This window comes from Demequina ureilytica, from assembly GCF_048553575.1.
Taxonomy (GTDB): Bacteria; Actinomycetota; Actinomycetes; order Actinomycetales; family Demequinaceae; genus Demequina.
This window is the reverse complement of sequence record NZ_JBLZIE010000002.1, coordinates 118,852-141,124: the sequence shown is the minus strand read 5'-3', so window position 1 is coordinate 141,124 and position 22,273 is coordinate 118,852. Positions and strand designations below refer to the sequence as shown.

Here is a 22,273-nt window from a genome sequence, read left to right as displayed (position 1 = left end):
GAGGAGTTCGGCCTCATCTGGGGGNTCCGGCCCCCCCACGTCCGTCACTGAGTGAAGGAGCGTCGGTGATCACCTTCATCGAGGAGTTCGGCCTCATCTGGGGGGCCTTCCTCGCCACGCTGTCGCTGACGGCGGTCTCAGGAGTGCTCGCGCTCGTGTGGGGGACCGTGCTCGCCGCGTGTCGGGTGTCGCCGATCGGGCCGTTACGTACCTTTGGCACCCTCTACGTCGAGCTCGTGCGCAATACCCCGCTGACCCTGATGTTCTTCTTCTGGGTGTTCGTCGCGCCGTCCTTCGGATTCGTGCTGCCACTCGGCTTCTGGCCCTCCGTCGTCGCGCTCAGCTTGTACACCAGCTCCTTCGTGTGCGAGGCACTGCGGTCTGGCGTCAACTCCGTGGGAATCGGCCAGGCTGAGGCGGCGCGCTCGGTGGGCATGACCTTCTCGCAGACGCTCACGCGGGTCGTGCTGCCGCAGGCGTGGCGCTCCGCCATCCCGCCGCTGATCTCGGTGCTCATCGCTCTCACCAAGAACACCTCCGTGGCGGCGGGCTTCGCCTTCACCGAGCTGGTCGCCATCTCGTTCCGCCTCGCGAACCGCCATCCGGCCGACGTCATCGAGATCATCGTGGGCGTGGGCCTGATGTATCTGCTGATCACCATCCCGCTGGGGATCGCCGCTCAGCAGGTCGAGCGAAGGGTGGCGTTCGCGCGATGAGTGCCGCATCTTCCGTCCTCTACGACATCCCTGGGCCCAAGGCCAAGCGCCGGGATGTGGTCTACAACATCGTCTTCACGGCGTTCTTCGTGGCCCTGCTGGGCTACCTCGTATACGAGTTCTATCAGCGCGGAATCTTCGACGATCGGTGGGAAGTGCTGTGGGATCCACCACGCAACCAGGAGCCCGCAGATGTGTGGCACGCGTTGATCGTGCGCGGGCTCGGGGCGACCATGATCGCCACCGCTATCTCGGCCCCGCTCGCGCTCGCCTTGGGCGGCGCACTCAGCGTGCTGCGGCGTGGGCTGCGCAACCGGCTGGGAAGCGCATCGGCCACCATCGTGACCGAGATCTTCCGAGGACTCCCCGTGCTGCTGATGATGGTGCTCGCGCGCCTGGGCTTCGGCTGGTCGGGCCTCGCCTCGGTGGTGTTCGGGCTCGTCGTCTACAACATGGCCGTCGTCGCCGAGATACTGAGGGCCGGTCTCGCGGCGCTGCCGGCCGGACAGCGCGAGGCAGGCCTGTCGATCGGCCTGTCCACCATGCGCACCACGGTGCTCATCGAGATGCCGCAGGCCGTGCGCATCATGCTTCCCGCGCTGGTGAGCCAGCTCGTGGTGCTGCTCAAGGACTCGTCGCTCGGCTACATCATCGCCTACCCCGAACTGCTGCGGCAGATCCGACAGATGCGCGACTACTTTGGCGACCGGTACATGATTCCGGTCTTCCTCGTGGGGGCCATGATCTACATCGTCATCAACGTGATGGTCTCGCGGCTCGCGATCTGGCTGGAGGGGCGCATGCGGAGTTCCGGCGAGATGGCGAGGACCACGAGCGGCAACCCACCCATGCACGAGGGTGGGGCCGAGACTGCGCGCTGGACAGCGAACACCGGGTACGGGACTGGCGGCACACCGGGGCCCTAGGTGGCACGTCGCGCGCATCGCGCGATTCCGGTATGCTGGGACGTCGCCGTGAAACGGCCGCGGATCCCAGTGCCCCGGAGAACCAGCCCGGGTGCGCCGCGCAACGAGTCTACAAGGAGCTAGTCGATGCCTCTCGATACTGCTGTCAAGAAGAAGATCATGACCGAGTACGCCACGACCGAGGGCGACACCGGCTCCCCCGAGGTCCAGGTTGCACTGCTGACGCAGCGCATCAATGACATCAATGAGCACCTGAAGGAGCACAAGCACGACCACCACTCGCGTCGTGGTCTGCTCCTCATGGTCGGTCAGCGCCGCAACCTGCTGAACTACCTCACCCGCATCGACATCGAGCGCTATCGCTCGTTGATTGAGCGCCTGGGCCTGCGCCGCTAGGCGCGCCCGGTGCGCTCGGCCCGGCTGCTCCTCTCTTCCGAGAGTCGAGCGGCCGGGCCTTTCTCTTGCCCTGGCGCCGCACCTCACTGCGACAGGCGCATCGGCTGATAGCATGGACGTGGCCCGCCAGCAGTGGCGGTGCCCAATTTCATACACCTGGCAGGCCGGCTGAACGCTGATCCTCGGTGGAGATGAGCAGAATCCCCGCGTATGCCTTACGCGGCAATGAGTCTGAGCATGTCGACTGACGATCAGTGAGGCAATCGTTGCCCCTTTGAGTTCGCCTGGCCTGCTCCCACAGAATGGAGCGACTTCCCTATGGAAGGTCCCGAGATCCAATTCGCCGAGGCGACCATTGATAATGGTTCGTTCGGCACCCGCACCGTCCGCTTCGAGACTGGCCGTCTGGCCAAGCAGGCTGCGGGTTCCACCGCCGCCTACCTCGATGGCGACACGATGCTGCTGGCGGCCACGACGGCCGGCAAGCACCCCCGCGAAGGCTTCGACTTCTTCCCCCTGACGGTGGACGTCGAGGAGCGCTCGTATGCAGCCGGCAAGATTCCCGGCTCGTTCTTCCGTCGCGAGGGCCGTCCCTCGACCGACGCGATCCTCACGTGCCGTCTGATCGACCGGCCGCTGCGCCCCACCTTCGTGTCGGGTCTGCGCAACGAGGTTCAGGTCGTCATCGACGTCCTGGCGATCAACCCCGACGACAGCTACGACACGCTCGCGATCAACGCGGCGTCGATGGCCACCCAGCTGTCAGGCCTGCCGTTCTCAGGCCCCATCGGCGGCGTGCGCATCGCGCTCGTCGACGGCCAGTGGATCGCGTTCCCGCGGCACTCCGAGAAGGAGCGCGCGGTGTTCGACATGGTCGTTGCCGGTCGCATCGTCGGTGACGACGTCGCGATCATGATGGTCGAGGCCGAGGCCACCCCCGATTCCTTCAACCTCATCTCCGAGGGCGCTCAGGCTCCCACCGAAGAGGTCGTGGCGCAGGGCCTTGAGGCCGCCAAGCCGTTCCTCAAGCTGCTGTGCGAGGCTCAGATGGAGCTCGCCGGCAAGGCAGCCAAGGAGACGCAGGAGTTCCCGCGGTTCCTCGACTACCAGGACGACGTCTACTCGGCAGTCGAGCCGCACGTCTCCGGCGACCTCACGTCTGCTCTGCAGATTGCTGACAAGCACGACCGCGAGAACCGCCTCGACGAGATCAAGGCCAACACCCTTGATCACTTCGCCGGTCAGTTCGAGGGCCGCGAGAAGGAGGTCTCCGCTGCCATTCGCGCGGTGACCAAGCAGACCATTCGCCAGCGCATCCTTAAGGACGGCGTTCGCATCGACGGTCGTGGACTCGCGGACATCCGTCCGCTGTCCGCCGAGGTCGGCCCCATCCCGCGTGTGCACGGCTCGGCGATCTTCGAGCGCGGCGAGACCCAGATCATGGGTATCACCACGCTGAACATGCTCAAGCTCGAGCAGCAGATCGACTCCTTTAACCCGGAGACGAAGAAGCGCTACATGCACCACTACAACTTCCCGCCGTTCTCGACGGGCGAGACCGGTCGTGTGGGTTCACCCAAGCGTCGCGAGATCGGCCACGGTGCGCTCGCCGAGCGTGCCCTCGTGCCGGTGCTCCCGAGCCGCGAGGAGTTCCCCTACGCGATCCGTCAGGTCTCCGAGGCCCTGGGTTCCAACGGTTCCACCTCGATGGGTTCGGTGTGCGCCTCGACGCTCGCCATGCTCAACGCCGGTGTGCCGCTGAAGGCTCCGGTCGCGGGCATCGCAATGGGCCTCGTGTCCGACACGGTCGACGGCGAGACCCGCTACGCGGCGCTCACCGACATCCTCGGTGCCGAGGACGCCTTTGGCGACATGGACTTCAAGGTCGCCGGCACGTCCGAGTTCATCACGGCGATTCAGCTCGACACCAAGCTCGACGGTATTCCCACGTCGGTGCTGGTGGGCGCGCTGAGCCAGGCCAAGGATGCGCGTCTGCACATCCTCGGCGTGATGAACTCCGCGATCTCCGAGCCCGATGAGATGAGCGAGTACGCACCCCGCATCATCACGGTGCGCGTGCCCGTTGACAAGATCGGCGAGGTCATCGGCCCGAAGGGCAAGATGATCAACCAGATCCAGGACGACACCGGTGCGGACATCAGCATCGAAGACGACGGCACCGTGTTCATCGGCGCCGTCGACGGCCCGTCGGCCGAGGCCGCGCGGTCTGCGATCAACGCGATCGCGAACCCGCACGTGCCCGAGGTCGGCGAGCGGTTCGTCGGCACCGTCGTCAAGACGGTCGCGTTCGGCGCGTTCATCTCGCTCTCCCCGGGCAAGGACGGACTGCTGCACATCTCGCAGATCCGCAAGCTTGTGGGTGGCAACCGTGTCGAGAACGTCGAGGACGTGCTGTCCATCGGCCAGAAGATTCAGGTCCAGATCGCCGAGGTCGACCCGCGCGGCAAGCTGTCGCTGGGCGTCGTCGAAGACGGCTCCGAGGGTGACTCCAACGACGAGGGCGGCGACGACAACTAAGTCGCTACCTCACTGAACCTCACGAGGGCGGTCCCGGCTGATGCCGGGGCCGCCTTCGTGGCGTTTGCGCCAGGTCCGTCCCTGCTCGCCGCGTAGCCAACTGCGCCGGATGAGTGGCGACGGGCGAGAGCGACCTTCCCCACGCATCGGCCGCTGCGGATGCTTAGGCAGGGCGGCCGATGCGGGGGAGAGCCGGTGAGCGCGTTCGCCCAGGCTGCGCGTTAGGCTCGCTCCCATGCCTCACGCACTTCCTCTTGTCCCCACCTCATCCCTCGGAGCCCACCTCACCGTCGAGCAGGACGCCGGAGCCGTCATCCAGCGCAGCGTGCTACCCGGTGGTGTGCGCGTCCTGACCGAGCACATCCCCGGCATGCGATCGGCGACTATGGGCGCCTGGATCGGCGTCGGATCTCGCGATGAGACTCCCGAGCACGCTGGATCCACCCACTTCCTCGAGCACCTGCTGTTCAAGGGCACGGCCAGGCGCAGCGCACTCGACATCGCCGAGGCCTTCGACCGAGTGGGCGGCGAGTCGAACGCCATGACGGGCAAGGAGTACACCTGCTACTACGCCCGCACCATCGACACGGACCTGCCGCTCGCGATCGATCTGATCCTCGACATGGTCACGTCCGCACGGCTCGACGAGGCTGACTTCGAGATGGAGCGTGGCGTCATCCTCGAAGAGCTCGCGATGGCCGAGGACGACCCGGGCGACGTCGCGCACGAGCGCTTCACCGAGGCCGTGCTGTCCGGTCACCCGCTCGGCCGGCCCATCGGTGGCACGCCGGACCTCATCAGGTCCGTGACGCGAGATGCAGTGTGGGAGCACTATCGCCAGCATTACGTGCCCGAGGGGCTCATCGTCACCGCCGCGGGCAACGTCCATCACGAGACCGTGTGCGCCCTGGTGACCGATGCGCTCGTCCAGGGCGGCTGGGACGTCACGGGCGACGTGGTCCCAGCCGGCAGGCGGGACGCGCTGGCGCCGCTCGACGCTGGGCTCGTGCCCGAGGTCACCGTGACCCGCGATCTCGAGCAGTCCCACGTGCTCCTCGGCTCACGGGGGTACCGCGCCACGGACGAGCGGCGGAGCACCCTCAGCGTGTTCAACGCGATCCTCGGCGGTGGCATGTCCTCTCGTCTGTTCCAGGAGATTCGCGAGAAGCGCGGCCTCACGTACGCCGTCTACTCGTTCGGAGCTCCCAACGCGGAGACGGGGATCTGGGGTATGTATGCCGCGTGCAACCCCAAGGCGGCGGACGAGGTCGAACGCCTGCTGGGCGCCGAGCTCGAGCGCATGACGGAGGGCGTCACGGCGGAGGAGCTGGTGAAGGCCAAGGGTCAGATCGCGGGGACCACGGTGCTGCGGCTCGAGGACTCGTACTCGCGCATGTCGCGGCTCGGCAAGTCGGAGCTGGTGTTCGGCGAACTGTGGAGCATCGGCGAGGCTCTCGACGAGGTCCGCGCGGTCACTGCCGACCAGGTGATGGGCCTTGCCACCGACCTCGCTGCGCGCCCGCGCAGCCGGGTGCGCGTGGGCCCAGCCGCCTGAGCCAGCGCCCGCATTGGCCGCTCTCCACCTCACCGCCACCGGGATTCCCAATGGTCGATGTGACCCGTGCGTCGCATGAGATCCGGAACTCGCAAGTCGGCGCCTCACGGTTCACTCCCGTCACACCGGCCATTGGAAGTTGGGGGCGGGGGCGGCCTTAGAGTAGAGCCATGATCAACGTCGCAGTGCTGGGTGCCTCGGGGCGCATGGGTTCTCACGTGGTGCGGGCGGTGGAGGCCGCCGAGGGCTTGGAGCTCGTCGCGGCCCTCGACACCGACGACGACATCGCTGAGGTCGCTCACGCGAAGGCGGAGATTGCCGTCGACTTCACCGTGCCGGACGCCGCCGAGGCCAACGTGCATGCCCTCATCGACGCCGGTGTGCATGCTGTGGTGGGCACCACCGGCTGGACCAGCGACGCGCTAGCGCGGGTCGAGGAGCACCTCAAGGAGCGCCCCGACCTCGGTGTCCTCATCGCCCCGAACTTCGCCATCGGCGCGGTGCTGGCGATGCGCTTCGCCGCCGTCGCGGCTCCGTACTTCGAATCCGCCGAGGTCGTCGAACTTCACCACCCCGACAAGGTGGACGCGCCCTCGGGCACCGCGATCCACACCGCACGGGGCATCGCTGCGGCGCGCGCGGAAGCCGGGATCGCGCCCAGCCCCGATGCCACGACCCATGACCCGCAGGGCGCGCGCGGCGCCGACATCGACGGCGTCCACGTGCACGCCGTCCGCCTGCGCGGCATGGTTGCCCACGAGGAGGTGCTGTTCGGCAATGCCGGAGAGGCCTTCACGATCCGCACCGACAGCTTTGACCGCAGTTCCTTCATGCCTGGCGTCCTGCTGGGGATTCGCGAGGTCACTGCGCACCCCGGGCTCACGGTGGGACTCGACCGGTACATGGGACTGTAGATGGGCCTCTTCCGGAACCCTGGGTTCCTCGCGGCCGTGGCCATCACGGTCATCGTCGCGCTGTACTTCGCGTTCGTCGCGGACTTCGCCTTCGCCTTCATCCGCGCCGACGAGCTTGCGGCGCGCGGGCTCGGCGCTGCCCTGCTGGTGCTCCCGCTCGTGGGCGCGTGGTGGCTCTATCAGGAGTGGCGGCTCGGAATTACGGTGCAGCGCATGGCCAACCAGCTCGATCGCGAGGGCCGGCTTCCGGTGCACGCGGGTGAGCGCAGCGCCAACGGCCGGCTCACCGAGGAGGCAGCGGAGGCGGTGTACGAGACTGCACGGCGCGATGTCGAGGAGCGGCCGGAGGATTGGTCGGCGTGGTTCCACGTTGGCCATGCCTACGAGGCGAACCGGGATCGCGCTGCAGCCCGCAAGGCGCTGCGCTACGCCGCGGACCTGTACCGTGCCGAACGCAGGGATCAGCGGCGCGCGAACGGCCTGTGACGACCGGCAGGTGACGGCCAGGGGCCTGACCGCCGGGCGCTACTGCTCCAGGTCCGCGCGGAACATTCGCTCGGCCATCTCGCCAGTGGGACCTTCCATGCCGCGCCGTACTCCGCCCTCGCCCAGGCCAGCGCCGGTGAGGAAGGCCTCGCGCGCATCGTCGCCCTCCATGGCCCAGGCCCGTACGCTCGTGCCGCCCTTGATGCGCAGCGTGTCGACACACGCGGCCAGCAGCCGCGAGCCGTGGCCGTGGCGACGGTGCTCAGGCGCGACCTCCAGCGCGATCACCTCGCCACCCTGGGCGAGCGCCGCGAACCCGACCACATGGGGGCCGTCGGTGGCGACGAACACGCGGTGCTCTCGCGACGGCGGCGACTCGATCGCCGCGCCCCATCCTGCGAGCACCTCGTCCCGGGGCAGCGCATCGACCGCCTCGGCACCGATCCGGTCGCGCCACGCGGCGAGCTGGATCGCGGCGATGGCCTCCTCGTCACCTGGAACGGCGGGGCGGGCGGAGACGTCGGCAGTGGGCATGGTCTCAAGGCTACGCGGCTCGCGTCAGGTCGCGGGCCCGGTCTGCACCGACGGGAGAGCCAGCAGGAGCGGAGATCTGCCCCTACCGTGGAGGCATGGCAATAGCGACCGAAGTGCTGGCCGCGCTCCTCGGCGTGAGTCCGCTGCTCCTCGGGGCGGCGATCGCCTGGAGGTGGCGGCTGAGCACGCGCGTCGTCGCGTCCGTGGTGGCATGGGGAGCGGGGGCGCTTCTCGCTACGTTGGCCTACGAGTTGGTGCGCCACTCCAACGATGTGGGAGGGATCTGGCCGGTCGTCGGGGGGTTCGCGGCCGGTACCGTCCTCTATGTGGCCGCAGACGCGGCCCTGCTGCGGGCCGTTAAGAAGAACAAGCCTGAGCATGAACCCGAATCTCGCAATCCCACGGCAAAGCGAGGCGGCTCGTCTGAAGGCGGAGTAGCCCACGCTGTCGGGGCGGTGCTCGACAATGTCCCTCAAGCGCTCATCATCGGGATCACGGCCGGGGCCGGGGCGTTCCCGACGGCGGCGGTGGTGGTGATCGGCCTGAGCAACGTGACGGGAGGGCTCTCCGGCACGGTGCCTCTCAAGAACACGGGACGGACGGCGCGAGCAGTGTTCGTGATGTGGGCGGGCATCGTCCTCGCCGCCGTGATCGCTGCCGTGGTCGGTGCCGAGCTCATGTCGGGGGCGTCGGGCGATGTCCGTGGCGTCACCCTTGCACTGGCTGCCGGGGCCCTCCTGGGCATGGTCGTCAACTCGATGATCCCGGAGGCGGTGGCGACCGACCACTGGGCGACGGGGCTGATCACGTCGTCGGGCTTCCTGACAGCGTTCGCCGCCTTCGAGCTGCTGTAGGCGCTCGCAGGGTCCAGGGCTAGGCCCAGCCGGCGAGCCGCAGCGCCGCGGCGACCGCAGCGGCCGCGAACACCACGACGATGAACGGCGCGCGCCGCCACAGCAGCACTGCCGCGACGACGACGGCCGCCACCCGGGCGTCCAGCACGAGCGTGGAACCGGTGGTGAACGCCTGGACGCCGAACAGCGCGGCGAGGAGCGCCACCGTCACGAACGCGGCGATCCGGTGCACTCGCGGGTTCTCGAGCCAGGCCTCGGGCACCACGTGGCCCGCGTACTTGGTCGCCCAGGCGAGGGCTCCGGCCGCGACGATCGCGATCCACATCAGCACGTACGGGGTCACTCGGGCACCTCCGAGCGCGGGGCGCGCCATCCTGCGATCACCGCGATCAGCGCGGCGGCGAGGATCGGCAGTCCCGAGGGCAGGAGGGGCGTGAGCGCCAGCGCAAGGACGGCCGATGCGGCGGCGACGCCTTGAGCGAAGCGCGTCGCCAGGCGCGGCCACAGCAGGCCCAGAAAGGCGGCGGCCGCGGCGGCGTCGAGGCCCCATTGGGCGGGATCGCCGATGCGGGCGCCAAGCGCCGCCCCCACGATGGTGATGAGGTTCCATGCGATGAAGACGCCGATGCCGGTCCACCAGAACCCGGCGCGGCGGGCTCCCACATCGTCCGCGGGCTGCGCGAGGGCGACGGCCGTCGACTCGTCGATCGTGACCTGGGACGCCGCCACACGCCGCCACCCCTTGATCGGCCGCAGCACCGGCGCGAGGCCGACCCCGTAGAAGCCGTTGCGTAGCCCCAGGAAGGTGCTGGTGGCGACCGCTGCTGCTGCCGTACCTCCCGCGCCGATGACGCCGACGAACGCGAACTGGGAGCCACCGGAAAACACCAGCAGGCTGAGCGCCATCGTCTGCCAGATGTCGAGCCCGGCGGCCACCGACAGCGCTCCGAAGCTGATCGCGTAGGCGCCCGTGGCGAGCGAGACCGAGATCGCCTGCTGGCGGGCGGGATCCAGGCGAAACCTGGTGGCGCGGGGCATGCGGCAATCCTGTCAGAGCCGCACGGGGCCACCGCTCACGCGCGTGGCACCGCTGGTGCGCCATGCGACGCCGTGCCGGCGAGGGCACTACTCGGGGCCGGGTAGCCCAGGAGTTGGCAGCTCGGCGCCGTCCGCGTCGAACATCCATAGCTGTGTGGGGAGCAGCACCTCCTCGTCGAGCAGGTCTTGCTCGGCGACCCACACGTGCATCAGCGGCGCGTGTGCCTGGTGCCGATACGAGGGCTCTGAGCCCACGAAGGTGAAGCCCATGCGGCGGGCCACCGCGTTGGAGGCGTCGTTGTCCGCGTCCGCCCACAGCTCGACGCGGGTCAGGCCCATCGGTCCCAGCGCGGCCTGGGTGAGCGCACCGGCGGCCTCGCTCGCGTAGCCGCGGCGTACGTGCGACGAGCCGACCCAGTAGCCGATCTCGATGCGGTCGTCGGACTTGCCGGGCACGAGCGCGACGCTGCCGAGCAGCCGGCCGTCGTCGCGCCGCACCACCGCGTAGTGTGCGGCCTCCCCGGCGTCGAACTGAGCGGCAAGAGCCGACAATGCGCTGCGCCGCTGAACGACGGACACGGGCTCGTCCGTGGCCCACGGCTGCCAAGGAGTGAGGTGATCGATGCTGGCGGTCACGAGAGCCGTGAGCGCGCGGGCGTCGTCCTCGCGGAACGAGCGCAGGGTCAGGCGCGGGGTCTCGATGCGCGCGGGTGCACGTCGCAGAGGGGATCGCTCCTGCGACGTCATGGCGTCAACGATCCCGTAGCGGGGGAGGCGTCTAGGTCGGCCATGGCACCACCTCGCCGTCGCTGTCGAAGGCCCGTGGGCGCGGAGTCGAGGCCAGCGGCTCGGTCGCGAGCGTGGCCCGAGTCGCGAACCACGTGATCGAGTCGTGCTTGACCCCGCTGTCGTAGCACTGCTGTCCGGGACGTTCTTGGCGCTCGAACATCAGGCGCGCAGGCACGGCGGCACTGCGGACGTTGCTCGGCGCGCACGATATGTCGACGATCTCCGCGCCAGCGACCTCGAGTGCCACGCGGGTGAGCGCAGCGCAAGCCTCCGTCACGAGGCCGCGGCCCTCGTGCTCACTGTCGATCCAGTAGCCGAGCGCCAGGCGGTCGGGATCGGTGCGCACGTGATACCCCGTGCCTCCCACGAGCGTGCCGTCGCGGGTGAACATGCCCAGCGTGAACGCCTCGCCTTCGTCGAACTGTCGCGCGAACTCTGCAATCAGTTGCTCCCGCTGCTGGACGGTCTGCGGCTCGAACTCAGCCCACTCCATGTAGGTGCGCAGGTGGCCGAGGTTGCGGGTGATCACCGTCGCGAGCTGCTGCGCGTCAGACTCGACGTACCGGCGCAGCACCAGCCGCTCGGTCTCGATCCGGTGCGGCACGGAAAAGGCCATGCAGTCATCCTGCCACCGCACCCCAGCCCCGAGCGCGCTCGCAGTCCTCCAGTGCCGAACCTGGCCGCGCCTTCGGCACTGAGTGACTGCCGGGGCGCGGCGTCAGCGGCGTGCGTAGGTGAGGAACCGGTAGCGGAGTTCGGTGCGGGATTCCTGCCAGGGCCCTTCGGCGATGACCGTCCACGCTGCGGCATCGACAACCGGCGCGAACGTGTCGCCCGCGACCTCAAGGTCGATCTCCGTGATCTCGAGCTGGTCGATGATCGGCATGGCTTCCGCGTACACCCGTCCGCCGCCGATCACCCACGTGTCGGTCCTGGGCGCCAACCTTGACGCGGCATCCAGCGCCGCGGCCAGTGAGCCCGCCACCGCATCGGCGCCCTCGACGCTGGGGGCTGAGGTGATGACCACGTTGGTACGGCCAGGCAGAGGCCGTGCCTTGTCGGGAAACGACTCCCAGGTACGGCGGCCCATCACCACGGCCGCACCGGACGTGAGGTCCTTGAACCGACGCAGATCCTCCGGCAGGTGCCAAGGCATGTCGCCATGTGAGCCGATCACCGGCCGGCCGTGCGGGTCGCGCGCCTGCGCCCAGATGGCCTTCAGCATCGTGCGAGACCCCGCCTCAGACGGCCACCGGGGCCTTGATGCCCGGGTGGTGCTGGTAGTTCTCGAGGCCGATGTCGTCGATGTCGTAGTCCGTCAGCGAGGCCTTGGCGGACAGCTGCAGCGTGGGGTAGGGATACGGTTCGCGCGAGAGCTGCGTGCGCACCTGCTCGAGGTGGTTGGAGTAGATATGGCAGTCGCCGCCGGTCCACACGAAGTCACCCACGTCGAGGTCCGTCTGCGCCGCGATCATGTGCGTGAGCAGGGCGTACGAGGCGATGTTGAACGGCACGCCGAGAAAGAGGTCCGCGCTGCGCTGGTACAGCTGACAACTCAGCCTTCCGTCTTCGACGTAGAACTGGAACAGGGCGTGACACGGCGGCAGCGCCATGTCCTCAATGAGGGCCGGATTCCACGCACTCACGATGTGGCGGCGCGAGTCGGGGTTCGTGCGAATGGACTCGACGACGGCCGCGATCTGGTCCACGTGGGAGCCGTCCGGGGCGGGCCACGAGCGCCACTGATACCCGTACACCGGTCCCAACTCGCCGTTCTCATCCGCCCACTCGTCCCAGATGGAGATGCCACGCTCCTGCAGCCAGCGCACGTTGGTGTCGCCTCGCAGGAACCAGAGCAGCTCTCCGACCACGGAGCGCATGTGCACGCGCTTGGTCGTCACGAGCGGGAAGCCCTTGCTGAGGTCGTACCGCAGCTGGCGCCCGAAGACCGACAATGTGCCGGTGCCTGTCCGGTCGGCCTTGCGGGTACCCGTGGTGAGCACGTCGCGCAGCAGGTCCTCATATGGGGTCGGTATCGCAGCCACGGCATCACCCTACGCCGCTTCCGCCCACGGGCGGGAGGCCGGCCGGCATGCGCGCGACGCGGAGGCCGAGTTGTGCTTGAGTGAGGAGTCCTCAGCCAAGGAGTCACAGTGGATACCGTCAATCTCGAAAGTCTCGTCGACGAGCACCTGAGTCTCGCGCACGAGCAACCAGCAGGACGTCACGCGATCACGCTGATGGGTGATCATGAGCACGACCTGCGCCAGACGCTGATCGCCATCGCCGCCGGGAACCGCCTGAACGAGCACGACAGCCCGGGCGAGGCGACGCTTCAGATTTTGCGCGGCGAGGTCGTCTTCACGGTGGGGAACACCGAGCTGACGATGAGGGCGGGCGACTACCTGGTGATCCCGTTGGAACGCCATGGCCTCACGGCGATCACCGACTGCGCCGTCCTCCTCACCGTCGCCACCCGCGGCGAGCGCTAGGCCCGCACGGCCTGCTTCAGACTGTCGGAGCGCCCGGTCGCGGTAGGTTAGGCGCATGACCCAACCGCGCCCGATGGGGACCGTGCTGACCGCCATGGTCACTCCCATGAACCAAGACGGTACCCTGGACATCGCAGGCGCGATCGACGTGGCGAACTACCTTCTCGACCACGGATCCGACGGTCTGGTGGTGTCGGGGACGACGGGCGAGGCTCCCACCACGCACGCGCCCGAGAAGCTCGAGCTCACGAAGGCGCTCGTCGAGGCTGTTGGTGAGCGCGCGTTCATCGTCGCCGGTGCAGGATCCAACGACACCGCGCACGCTGTGATGATGGCCGAGCAGGCCGAGGAGTGCGGCGCCGACGGCGTGCTTGCGCTCACTCCCTACTACTCCAAGCCCAGTCAGCTGGGCGTGCTCGCTCACTTCGAGGCCATCGCCTCAGCGACTGGCCTGCCGATCATGCTCTATGACATCCCGGGTCGCACCGCGATGCCGATCGGCGACGACGCTCTCGACGCCATCGCCCGCCGCGACAACGTCGTGGCGGTCAAGGACGCCACCGGGGACGTCACCCAGGCCCGCGAACGCATCGAGCGCACGGGCCTCGCCTGGTATTCCGGCGACGACCCCCTCACTCTCGACTTCCTCCGGGCAGGCGCCGTCGGCGTCGTGTCCGTGGCGAGCCACGTCATCGGCGAATCGATCGCGCGGATGGTCGCTGCCCATGAGGTGGGCGACGCCGCGACTGCCGACGCGGAGCTCGCCGCTCAACTGCCCATCATCGAGCTTCTCATGGGAGGCGGCCTTGGCGCCGTCACCGCGAAGGCTGCGATGCAGGCGCTCGGCGTGACGAGCTCACGCCACATGCGCCTTCCCCATGTCGCTTTCGACGACGCCGAGTACGGCGAGTTCGTCACGCGACTGCGCGCCGTCGGCGTGCCACTGACCCACTAGGAGACCCGTGAATTTTCACCCCGAACTGACCTTGCCGAAGCCGCTTCAGGACGGCACCCTGCGTGTGGTGCCCCTCGGAGGACTGGGGGAGGTGGGCCGCAACATGACCGTGTTCGAGATTGAGGGCCGCCTGCTTATCGTCGACTGCGGCGTGCTGTTCCCGGAGGAGAACCAGCCGGGCGTCGACCTGATCCTGCCCGACTTCGGCTACATCGCGGATCGCGTGGACGACATCGAGGCGATCGTCCTCACCCACGGCCACGAGGACCACATCGGTGCGGTCCCGTACCTGTTGCGCCTGCGCCAGGACATCCCGATCATCGGCTCGCAGCTCACGCTGGCCTTCATCGAGGCCAAGCTCAAGGAGCACCGCATCAACCCCATCACGCTTGCGGTCAAGGAGGGGCAGTCCGAGCAGCTCGGCAAGTTCGGGCTCGAGTTCGTGGCAGTCAACCACTCGATTCCTGACGCGCTCGCGGTGTTCATCACCACCGATGGCGGCACCGTGCTGCACACCGGCGACTTCAAGATGGACCAGCTGCCCCTCGACGGCCGCATCACGGACCTGCGGGGATTCGCGAAGTTCGGCGAGCGCGGCGTGGACCTGTTCATGACGGACTCCACCAACGCCGAGGCACCAGGCTTCACCACCTCGGAGGTCGAGATCACTCCAGTTCTCGACCAGATGTTCGCGAACGCCGAGGGCCGCGTGGTAGTCGCCAGTTTCTCGAGCCACGTGCACCGCGTACAGCAGGTCATCAACGCCGCGCACGCTCACGGTCGGCGGGTGGCCTTCGTGGGTCGCTCCATGGTGCGCAACATGACCATCGCCGCCGAGCTGGGCTACCTCACCGTCCCCGCGAACATCCTGGTCGATGCCAAGAAGGCGGATGACATGCCGCCCGAGAAGGTCGTGTACATGTGCACGGGCTCGCAGGGCGAGCCGATGGCCGCGCTGAGCCGCATCGCGAGCCTCGACCACAAGCTCCGCGTGGGTCCCGGAGACCTGGTGATCCTCGCCTCGTCGCTGATCCCCGGCAACGAGAACGCCGTCTATCGCGTCATCAATGGCCTGATGCGCCTGGGCGCGACCGTCGTGCACCAGGGCAGTGCCCGCGTGCACGTGTCCGGCCACGCCAGCTCCGGTGAGCTGCTGTACTGCTACAACATCGTGCGCCCCAAGAACGTCATGCCCGTCCATGGCGAGGTGCGCCACCTGCTCGCCAACGGCAAGCTGGCCATGAAGACCGGCGTCCCCGAGAAGAACGTGATGTTCGCGGAGAACGGCGTGGTCGTGGACCTGAGGGACGGGCAGGCGCGCGTGGTCGGAGCGGTCGAGACGCACAACGTCTACGTCGACGGCTCGTCGGTGGGCGAGATCACCGATGCGGAGCTGAAGGACCGCCGCATCCTGTCGGAGGAGGGGTTCGTGTCCGTGTTTGCGGTCATCGACTCATCGAACGGCAAGGTTGTGTCCGGCCCCGAGGTTCACGCTCGCGGTATCGCCGAGGGCGACGACGTGTTCGATGCCGTCCTGCCGAGCATCAAGCAGGCGCTCGAGGAGGCCGCTCGCACCGGCTCCACGGACCAGCGCCAGCTCCAGCAGGTGATGCGCCGGGTCCTCGGACGCTACGTGGGCAACAAGCTGCGCCGCCGCCCCATGATCATTCCCATCGTCATCGAGTCCTGACGGGCAAGCGCTCGCGCGGTCCCGCGCGAGCGCGGCCCGAGGCCCCGCCAGGATCGGCGCAGATCGGTCGCCGATCCGGGGTGGCAGCGTCCCTTGGGGCCGATGCGCGGGTAACGTCTGGAAGCATGGCTCAGTCACGCTCTACGAGCACGCGCCCCAAGTCCCCGGCGTCGCGCGCGAAGACGCCTCAGAAGAAGCGCCCGCCCGCGCTGCTGCGTGGCCTGGCCGCCATCGGTCGCGGCACCTCTCACGCCGTCGGCGGGGGAGTGCGCCGCATCGGGCACGGCGCCCGTGAGGTGAGTCCCGACGTGCGCCGTGACGGGCTCGCGATCGTGCTGATCATCGCCGCGATCCTCATCGCGGCGCGCGAGTGGTGGGGACTGTCCTCGTGGGCCGGCACGGCCATCCACTGGGTGATCGCCGGCACCTTCGGCATCCTTGCCGTCGCCATCCCGATCGTGCTGGTGGCTCTTGCGTTACGCCTGATGCGCGCGCCACAGGAGGAGGCAGCCAACCACCGCATCGGCCTCGGTGCGCTGATGCTGGTGCTGATGATCGATGGGCTCATTCACATCGCCGAAGGACGGCCGAGCCCGAGCGAGGGGCTCGAGCCGGTGCAGGCCGCTGGTGGGATCCTCGGATTCCTCATCGGCACGCCGCTGGCCGCCGCGTTCACCGCTCCGCTGGCTAGCACCGTGCTCGTGCTGCTGGGGCTGCTGGCGATCCTCATCATCCTGGGCATCCCGCTGCGGGAGGTCGTGGCTCTGGTCCGACAAGGCGCGCGCCGCGTCATAGGCCGGGACCGCACCGATGACGACGACGACATGGACCTGCCCGAGCACGGCACGCTGAAGCCGGCGAGCGGCCGCGAGCCGTCGGGCGGCCGTTCGTCGGCCAAGAGCAAGCTGCGCAGGCTCGGCCGCGGCAAGGAGCAGTCGCTCACGGATCAGCAGCGGATCGACGCGTACGAGGCGGACGAGGCGTTCGCCGCCGCCGCGAGCGTCGAGCGCACCGAGTTCGACGAGCTGCTCGACCCCGGCGCGCAGCGTGCCGATCCGACCGAGGTGCTCGACCCGGTGGCGACCACTCGCGTCCATGACGGACCTGTGTCGCCCTACATGCCGGACGACGAGCCCGCGGAACCCGCGCCGGCCGGCGAGCGGGAGGCCCCCCGCACCACCCGCATCGTCCCTCAGGGCGAGCAAGGTCAGTTGGAGAACTCCTCTCCCTACGTGCTGCCCGACCTCGACGTGCTCGTGAAGGGCGCGCCTCACAAGACCCGCTCGGCGGCCAACGACCGCGTGGTCGAGTCGCTCACCAAGGTGCTCACCGACTTCGCCGTGGACGCGCACGTCACCGGCTTCACCCGCGGGCCCACCGTCACGCGCTACGAGGTGGAGCTCGGCCAGGGTGTGAAGGTCGAGAAGATCACGCAACTGAGCAAGAACATCGCCTACGCGGTGGCGAGCCCCGACATCCGCATTCTGTCGCCTATCCCTGGAAAGTCCGCGATCGGCATCGAGATTCCCAACGTGGACCGTGAGACGGTTTCGCTCGGCGACGTGCTGCGCTCGCAGGCCGCCATCAAGAACGACCACCCCATGGCGATCGGCATCGGCAAGGACGTCGAGGGCGGATTCGTCCTCGCCAACCTCGCGAAGATGCCGCACCTGCTGGTCGCAGGTGCGACGGGTGCCGGAAAGTCGTCGTTCGTCAACGCGATGATCACCTCGATCCTGATGCGCGCCACCCCTCAGGAGGTGCGCATGGTGCTCGTCGACCCCAAGCGCGTCGAGCTCACCATGTACGAGGGCATCCCGCACCTCATCACGCCCATCATCACCGACCCCAAGAAGGCCGCGCAGGCCCTCGAGTGGGTGGTGAAGGAGATGGACATGCGGTACGACGACCTCGCGCTGTTCGGATACAAGCACATCGACGATTTCAACAAGGCCGTGCGCGCTGGCAAGGTCAAGCCGCTGCCCGGCTCGGAACGCAAGATCCACACCTACCCATACCTGCTGGTGATCGTCGACGAGCTCGCAGACCTGATGATGGTCGCGCCCCGCGACGTGGACGATTCGATCCAGCGCATCACGCAGCTCGCCCGCGCGGCCGGCATCCACCTGGTGCTCGCCACGCAGCGACCGTCGGTGGACATCATCACCGGCACCATCAAGGCCAACGTGCCGAGCCGGCTCGCCTTCGCGACATCGTCGCTCGCGGATTCGCGCGTGGTGCTCGACATGCCCGGCGCGGAGAAGCTGATCGGCCAGGGGGACGCGCTGTTCGTGCCCATGGGTGAGTCCAAGGCCATGCGGGTGCAGGGCGCATGGGTGAGCGAGTCCGAGATCCACGCCGCCGTGGACCACGTCAAGAACCAGGCCAACCCCGAGTACCGCGAGGACGTCACCAAGCCGCAGGGCACCGGGGCTGTCGTCGACGAGGACATCGGCGATGACCTGAACGACCTGCTCGCGGCGGCCGAGCTCGTCATCACCACCCAGCTCGGCTCGACCTCGATGCTCCAGCGCAAGCTCAAGATGGGCTTCGCCAAGGCAGGCCGGCTCATGGACCTGTTGGAGACCCGCGAGGTGGTGGGTCCTTCGCAGGGCTCGAAGGCTCGTGAGGTGTTGGTCACTCCTGAGGCATTGGCATCGACTCTCGCTATTCTCCGAGGGCAGACACCCGCTAGCGTGGGGTCTCCGGCGGTCGATGACGAAGCTGAAGGAGACGAATGGGCTGGGCCGTAGAGCAGTTCGAGAGGCCAACCGTGGCTGTCACGGTCACGGCTCTGCTGCTCGCGCTCGCCGGTCTCACCTTCTACTTCTTCTGGCGATCCCACAAGGCTCGCTCCGCCCGTGACACGGCGCTGGAGCGAGAGCGTCGCCTCCGCAGCCAGTTCGATGCCGTGCTGTCATCGGCGCGCGACGGGGTGATCATCATCACCCAAGCGGACGAGATCGCGCTGATCTCCGACGTCGCCGCGAACGTGCTGGGCGTGACGCGCAGCGACGCCGTCGGGCTGCCGATCGCCCGCCTCAACCTGCGCGCCTTCGACGAGCAGATGCACCCGATCCTCATGCGCGAGGCCTTCGGGATCGGCCGCACCGACGTGAAGCCCCGCATCGTGGGTGTGCCCGGCAGGCGCGGAGCTGAGGACGTGCGCTGGGTCCAGGTGCGGGCGCGGGTGGTTCCCGATGGCCTGGACGACGGGCCCGTGACGGTGGTCACGATGATGGACACCTCCGGGCTGCGCGAGGCGGCCGAGGCGCTCAACAGGTCCGACGCCCAGTTCCGCAAGGCGATGGAGAACGCCCCGGTGGGCATGGCACTGGTCGACCTCGAATGGCGACTCATGGAGGTCAACCGCTCCTTCGCGGAGATGATGGGATCGACGGTCGCTGCCCTGCGCGGCACACCTTTCTCCGCACTCAGTCACCCTCACGACATCAACGCCGAGCGCGACCAGCTGCAGCGCCTGTACGACGGCCATCAGAGCCAGTTCACGTGCGAGAAGCGGTACGTGCGCGCCGACGGCAACGTCGTGTGGGCCGTGCTCGACGTGGGGCTCGTCCGCTACGCAGGCGGTGCCCCCGACCACTACGTCGTGCAGGTGCGGGACAGCACCGACGATCGCATGCACTCCGAGCTCATGGCGCACCGGGCCATGCACGACCCGCTGACCGGGCTCGCGAACCGCACGCTCCTGCAGGACGTGCTCCAGCAGGTCCTTGAGCAGCCCGATGCGCTGACCCGGGTGGGCGTGATCGCCGTCGACCTGGACGGATTCAAGGGCCTGAACGACCGGTTCGGACACGCCATCGGCGACAACGCGCTGGTCCATGTCGCGGGCGTGCTGCGCACCGCCACGGCCGGGCGCGGCACGGTGGCGCGGATCGGCGGCGACGAGTTCGTCATCGTGGTGCAGGACGGCGACTGCTCGAAGGCGCTGTTCGAGATCGCGGCGGCCATCCACCAGGGGCTCAAGCGCCCGGTCCAGGTCAAGAGACACCAGATCACCCTTCACGCCTCCGTCGGCATCGCGATGGCAGACGAGGACACCACAGAGGCAGGCGCGCCGAGCCTCATGAGCGCTGCCGACGCTGCGATGTATCGCGCCAAGTCGAGCGGCAAGTCCCGCACCGAGGTGTACGAGCCCTCGATGCGCACCGCCTCGGAGACTCACTCCGCTCTCGCGTCCGAGCTCGCCACCGCGATCGAGGAGGGCCAGCTGGTGCTGCACTATCAGCCCATCCTCGAGCTGTCGACGCGCACCGTCGTGGGCTACGAGGCGCTCGTGCGGTGGCAGCACCCGACCCGCGGGCTGCTGCTCCCCGGGAGCTTCCTGCCGCTCATCGAGGACAAGAACCTGTCGGTGACGCTCGGCATGGCGCTCGTCGATCAGGCCGCGCAGTTCCTCGCGAACGGCCCGTCCCCATCGATGTGGGTGTCTCTCAACGTCTCCGCAGATCAACTGGGCGACTCGGAGTTCGCGGACCGGGTGCTGAGCGCGATCGGGCGCTATCACCTGAGCCCCCAGCGCATGGTCGTCGAGCTCACCGAGGCGTCGCTGGTGGCGCCTAACACGCGCATCCGTCACGAGTTGACCGAGCTGCGCAACGCGGGAGTCCCCATCCTGCTCGATGACTTTGGGACCGGAGTCTCGCCGCTGTCGTATTTGCGCGACCTGCCCGTGTCCGGGGTCAAGCTCGACATGTCCTTCGTGGCGGGCATCCCGGAGGATCCGGCAGGTGCGCGGGTCTCGCGGGCGCTCGGCGCGCTCGCGCGTGAGCTCGGCCTCGCGACGATCGCCGAGGGTATCGAGACCGAGGCCCAGGCCGAGTTCCTGGCCCGCTGCGGGTGGCGCTACGGCCAGGGATGGCTGTTCGGCGTCGCGCAGCCGGCCGGCGCGTTGCACGAGACCGTGCCGCACTTCACGACGAGCCTGATCGACCCGCGGCCGCAGGAGAACGACAGCCCGCTCGAGATCGACGACCGCGCGTTCTGACGTTCGCCGGCGCTTAGGAGCTCGGCTCCCACCAGCGCGTGATCCGGAACGCCGCGTCAGCCAGGGCTTCCGGGGGAGCGGTGCGCTCGGCCGCCTCGTCTCCCGCCGCATCGGCGACGCGACTGTGCCGCGCCTGGGCCTCGGCTGCGCTGAGGTCGCCCGCGCCCGCATCGGCGATGTCCTTCAGCACGTGCATCGTGTGGCGATTCGTGCGATCGACGGTGGTCGCCACCCACTCGGCCGTGACGTCGACGTCGCCGTCGGGCGCCACGGTGAAGGTGGTGACGCCCAGATAGCCCGAGTTGGTATCGGCGCTGCAGCACTGCGTGTCCTGGTTCGACAGGTAGTTCCCGTGGCCGAAGTACGCCCACATGCCGTCGTCGGCGACGCCACCCTCGAGCCTCTCGATCGGCTGGGGCACGTGCGCGTGGTGTCCCACATACAGGTCCACGACGCCTGACTCGGCGATCTGCTGGGCGATGTCCCGCTGAGCGGCATTGGGCTCGGTCTGGTACTCGACGCAGCAGTGAGTCGAGGCGATCACGATGTCGGCGCCCTCATCCCTCGCCGCCTGCGCCGCGGCGATGATCGGGGACACGTCCTGAGCATCGGCGTCGAAGGTGTCGACGGCCCATGGCATCCCGTCGGGCTTGGGCAGGCCGTTGAGCCCGTACGTGAAGGAGATGTTGGCGACGGTGATGCGGCGGTCCTCGACTCGCACGGAGTACATCTGGGTGCTGGCCGCCTCCTCCTCCGTGCGCGCCATCCCTGCATGGCCGAGCCGCGCCTCGTCGAGAGCATCGAGAGTGGTCTCCAGTCCGGCGTAGCGGCGGTCCATCGAGTGGTTCGAGGCCGTCGAGCACCCGTCCCATCCCTCGTCCGCCAAGGCGGGGATCAGCTCCGCTGGGGCTCCGAAGACCGGGTAGCCCGACGGCTCGGAGCCGGGTGGCGCGACCGGCACCTCGAGATGACACAAGGCAAGGTCGGCGCCCTCGACGTACGGGCGGACGTTTTGCATCAGGGGGGCGAAGTCGTAGTCGCCGTCTCCTGCCGCACGCGCGGAGGTGAGGACGGGCCCGTGAGTGAGGATGTCTCCGCCCGTCACCAGCGTGAACTCGACGGTGGGCGGCGGCTCGGGTGCGGCGGGTGTGGGCGAGGGCAGGGCCGATGCGGTGGCCGCGGGGGCGGCGCTCGGCGCCTCGGATGCCTCGGCGCTCGCCTCCGGCGTGCCGCCAGACGGGGATGTCAGCGCTCCGGTGGCCACCAGGCCCGCGACTACCAGGATCACTCCGGCGATGATCGAGATCGCGAGCGCGGGAAGTGCGGAAGGCGAGCGTCGCGAGTGGGAGGGCATGGAGCCCATTATCGCGGAGCAAGGC

At 68.5% G+C, this 22,273-nt stretch carries 21 protein-coding genes; 13 read left to right on the top strand and 8 right to left on the bottom strand.

Features of this window, described 5'->3' with window-relative positions; all coding sequences use genetic code 11:
* The first annotated feature begins 65 nt into the window (after positions 1-65).
* The 7 genes from ACNI3K_RS07410 to ACNI3K_RS07380 all read left to right on the top strand — a co-directional run bounded on the left by ACNI3K_RS07410 (position 66) and on the right by ACNI3K_RS07380 (position 7,531).
* On the top strand, positions 66-716 hold the full coding sequence (locus ACNI3K_RS07410; RefSeq protein ID WP_419391244.1) for an amino acid ABC transporter permease: 651 nt from the start codon (positions 66-68) through the stop codon (positions 714-716).
* Positions 713-1,642, top strand: a complete 930-nt coding sequence (locus ACNI3K_RS07405) for an amino acid ABC transporter permease (RefSeq protein WP_419391243.1) — start codon at positions 713-715, stop codon at positions 1,640-1,642. The genes ACNI3K_RS07410 and ACNI3K_RS07405 overlap by 4 nt, the downstream gene beginning before the upstream one ends.
* A gap of 126 nt (positions 1,643-1,768) precedes the next feature.
* Positions 1,769-2,038, top strand: coding sequence for a 30S ribosomal protein S15 (gene rpsO, locus ACNI3K_RS07400; RefSeq protein ID WP_419391242.1), 270 nt, complete (start codon positions 1,769-1,771; stop codon positions 2,036-2,038).
* 318 nt (positions 2,039-2,356) lie between these two features.
* Positions 2,357-4,576, top strand: a complete 2,220-nt coding sequence (locus tag ACNI3K_RS07395; RefSeq protein WP_419391241.1) for a polyribonucleotide nucleotidyltransferase — start codon at positions 2,357-2,359, stop codon at positions 4,574-4,576.
* A gap of 235 nt (positions 4,577-4,811) precedes the next feature.
* Positions 4,812-6,131, top strand: a complete 1,320-nt coding sequence (locus tag ACNI3K_RS07390) for a M16 family metallopeptidase (RefSeq protein ID WP_419391240.1) — start codon at positions 4,812-4,814, stop codon at positions 6,129-6,131.
* 170 nt (positions 6,132-6,301) lie between these two features.
* Complete coding sequence (gene dapB, locus ACNI3K_RS07385) at positions 6,302-7,045, top strand: 4-hydroxy-tetrahydrodipicolinate reductase (protein WP_419391239.1); 744 nt, start codon at positions 6,302-6,304, stop codon at positions 7,043-7,045.
* Positions 7,046-7,531 (top strand): hypothetical protein, encoded by a 486-nt coding sequence (locus ACNI3K_RS07380; protein ID WP_419391238.1) that lies wholly within the window; start codon positions 7,046-7,048, stop codon positions 7,529-7,531.
* A gap of 39 nt (positions 7,532-7,570) precedes the next feature.
* On the opposite strand, the gene ACNI3K_RS07375 is transcribed toward ACNI3K_RS07380, so the two are convergent.
* Entirely contained in the window at positions 7,571-8,065 is a 495-nt protein-coding gene (locus tag ACNI3K_RS07375) for a GNAT family N-acetyltransferase (protein ID WP_419391237.1), read from the bottom strand.
* Positions 8,066-8,160: 95 nt separating this feature from the next.
* Here ACNI3K_RS07375 and ACNI3K_RS07370 point away from each other — a divergent pair, with 95 nt between their 5' ends.
* Positions 8,161-8,919, top strand: coding sequence for a ZIP family metal transporter (locus ACNI3K_RS07370; RefSeq protein ID WP_419391236.1), 759 nt, complete (start codon positions 8,161-8,163; stop codon positions 8,917-8,919).
* Between the two features lie 19 nt (positions 8,920-8,938).
* Here ACNI3K_RS07370 and ACNI3K_RS07365 read toward each other — a convergent pair whose 3' ends face one another.
* The 6 genes from ACNI3K_RS07365 to ACNI3K_RS07340 all read right to left on the bottom strand — a co-directional run bounded on the left by ACNI3K_RS07365 (position 8,939) and on the right by ACNI3K_RS07340 (position 12,791).
* A complete protein-coding gene (locus ACNI3K_RS07365; RefSeq protein ID WP_419391235.1) occupies positions 8,939-9,262 on the bottom strand; it encodes an AzlD domain-containing protein in 324 nt (107 codons plus the stop codon).
* Positions 9,259-9,957 carry an AzlC family ABC transporter permease gene (locus ACNI3K_RS07360; protein WP_419391234.1) on the bottom strand — a complete coding sequence of 233 codons (699 nt, stop codon included), beginning with the start codon at positions 9,955-9,957 and terminating at the stop codon, positions 9,259-9,261. Before ACNI3K_RS07360 ends, ACNI3K_RS07365 begins: the two co-directional genes overlap by 4 nt.
* Before the next feature lie 87 nt (positions 9,958-10,044).
* On the bottom strand, positions 10,045-10,704 hold the full coding sequence (locus ACNI3K_RS07355; protein WP_419391233.1) for a GNAT family N-acetyltransferase: 660 nt from the start codon (positions 10,702-10,704) through the stop codon (positions 10,045-10,047).
* Positions 10,705-10,735: 31 nt separating this feature from the next.
* Positions 10,736-11,362 carry a GNAT family N-acetyltransferase gene (locus tag ACNI3K_RS07350; RefSeq protein WP_419391232.1) on the bottom strand — a complete coding sequence of 209 codons (627 nt, stop codon included), beginning with the start codon at positions 11,360-11,362 and terminating at the stop codon, positions 10,736-10,738.
* Positions 11,363-11,464: 102 nt separating this feature from the next.
* The gene (locus ACNI3K_RS07345; RefSeq protein ID WP_419391231.1) at positions 11,465-11,971 is read right to left on the bottom strand and encodes a dihydrofolate reductase; all 507 of its coding nucleotides are present in this window, start codon (positions 11,969-11,971) and stop codon (positions 11,465-11,467) included.
* A 16-nt stretch (positions 11,972-11,987) separates the two neighbouring features.
* Positions 11,988-12,791: a thymidylate synthase gene (locus ACNI3K_RS07340; protein ID WP_419391230.1), complete on the bottom strand. Its 804-nt coding sequence runs from the start codon at positions 12,789-12,791 to the stop codon at positions 11,988-11,990.
* 108 nt (positions 12,792-12,899) lie between these two features.
* On the opposite strand from ACNI3K_RS07340, the gene ACNI3K_RS07335 reads away from it, so the two are divergent.
* The 5 genes from ACNI3K_RS07335 to ACNI3K_RS07315 all read left to right on the top strand — a co-directional run bounded on the left by ACNI3K_RS07335 (position 12,900) and on the right by ACNI3K_RS07315 (position 20,894).
* Positions 12,900-13,238 (top strand): cupin domain-containing protein, encoded by a 339-nt coding sequence (locus ACNI3K_RS07335; RefSeq protein ID WP_419391229.1) that lies wholly within the window; start codon positions 12,900-12,902, stop codon positions 13,236-13,238.
* 55 nt (positions 13,239-13,293) lie between these two features.
* Entirely contained in the window at positions 13,294-14,193 is a 900-nt protein-coding gene (gene dapA / locus ACNI3K_RS07330; protein WP_419391228.1) for a 4-hydroxy-tetrahydrodipicolinate synthase, read from the top strand.
* A gap of 103 nt (positions 14,194-14,296) precedes the next feature.
* A complete protein-coding gene (locus ACNI3K_RS07325; RefSeq protein WP_419391628.1) occupies positions 14,297-15,883 on the top strand; it encodes a ribonuclease J in 1,587 nt (528 codons plus the stop codon).
* A 125-nt stretch (positions 15,884-16,008) separates the two neighbouring features.
* On the top strand, positions 16,009-18,636 hold the full coding sequence (locus ACNI3K_RS07320) for an FtsK/SpoIIIE family DNA translocase (protein WP_419391227.1): 2,628 nt from the start codon (positions 16,009-16,011) through the stop codon (positions 18,634-18,636).
* Positions 18,621-20,894, top strand: a complete 2,274-nt coding sequence (locus tag ACNI3K_RS07315; protein ID WP_419391226.1) for a putative bifunctional diguanylate cyclase/phosphodiesterase — start codon at positions 18,621-18,623, stop codon at positions 20,892-20,894. The genes ACNI3K_RS07320 and ACNI3K_RS07315 overlap by 16 nt, the downstream gene beginning before the upstream one ends.
* A gap of 13 nt (positions 20,895-20,907) precedes the next feature.
* Here ACNI3K_RS07315 and ACNI3K_RS07310 read toward each other — a convergent pair whose 3' ends face one another.
* Positions 20,908-22,248, bottom strand: coding sequence for a CapA family protein (locus ACNI3K_RS07310; RefSeq protein ID WP_419391225.1), 1,341 nt, complete (start codon positions 22,246-22,248; stop codon positions 20,908-20,910).
* Positions 22,249-22,273: the final 25 nt, after the last annotated feature.